The 871-nt window shown below is 69.0% G+C and carries 1 protein-coding gene and 1 pseudogene; one reads left to right on the forward strand and one right to left on the reverse strand.

What is annotated here, in order from left to right:
* Positions 1-182: pseudogene (locus tag ACZ6JE_RS15070) on the reverse strand (C4-dicarboxylate ABC transporter); the annotation flags it as partial.
* Positions 183-251: 69 nt separating this feature from the next.
* On the opposite strand from ACZ6JE_RS15070, the gene ACZ6JE_RS15075 reads away from it, so the two are divergent.
* A partial coding sequence (locus ACZ6JE_RS15075; RefSeq protein WP_464319458.1) for a LysR family transcriptional regulator occupies positions 252-871 on the forward strand: 620 nt, incomplete at its 3' end.

Here is an 871-nt window from a genome sequence, read left to right on the forward strand (position 1 = left end):
GGGCGCAGCCCCGGGAACTGCAACGGCAGGGTCGCCGCGGCGTTGGCGACGATGCCGGTCCCCATGATCGACGCGAACCAGTTCGGGGTCAGGTTCGACACGATCTGCCCGCGGTGCTCGAGCTGGCGGAACAGACCGTGCGTGCGGGGAGGGGCGACAGTCGGTGTGATCGCGGCAGGCATGCCTCGATCTTCGTACGTGCGTCCGGCTGCCGATACGGGCGGATGCTTGTGGTGTCACAATCGATCCTTGTGACCGGACTCCCTGTTGATCTCGAGACGCTCCGACTGCTGGAGGCGATCTCGAGATCGGGCAGTCTGGGCCGGGCCGCGACATCGGTGGGCATCAGCCAGCAGGCGGCGTCGTCTCGCATCACGGGCGCCGAGCGGCGGCTGGGTCGTACGTTGCTCGTCCGCTCTCGGGCGGGCTCGGCGCTGACCGAGCACGGACTCCTGGTGTGCGAGTGGGGCCGACCCCTGCTCGAGGCGGCGACCACCTTCGAACGATCGCTGCACACCCTGATGACCGGCGCCTCCGACGCTCTCCTCGTCGCGGCGAGTCAGACGGTGTCAGAGGCGCTGATGCCACGCTGGATGACAGCGGCAGCGGATCGTGTCCGGGTACGCCTGGAATCGGGCAACAGCGACTGGGTCGTCGACGAGGTCCGTTCGGGGCGCGCGCACCTCGGGTTCACGGAGACCCCTGATGAGGCCGACGGGCTCGCCACGACCGTCCTGGGTGTCGACGAACTGCTCGTCGTCGTCTCGCCGAGGCACGCATGGGCATCGAAGTCCGAACCCGTGACGGCAGCGGATCTCGCATCCACACCGCTCGTGTCTCGGGAGTCGGGCTCGGGCACCCGCCGGACCCT

It is taken from the genome of Frigoribacterium sp. AC759, assembly GCF_979256015.1.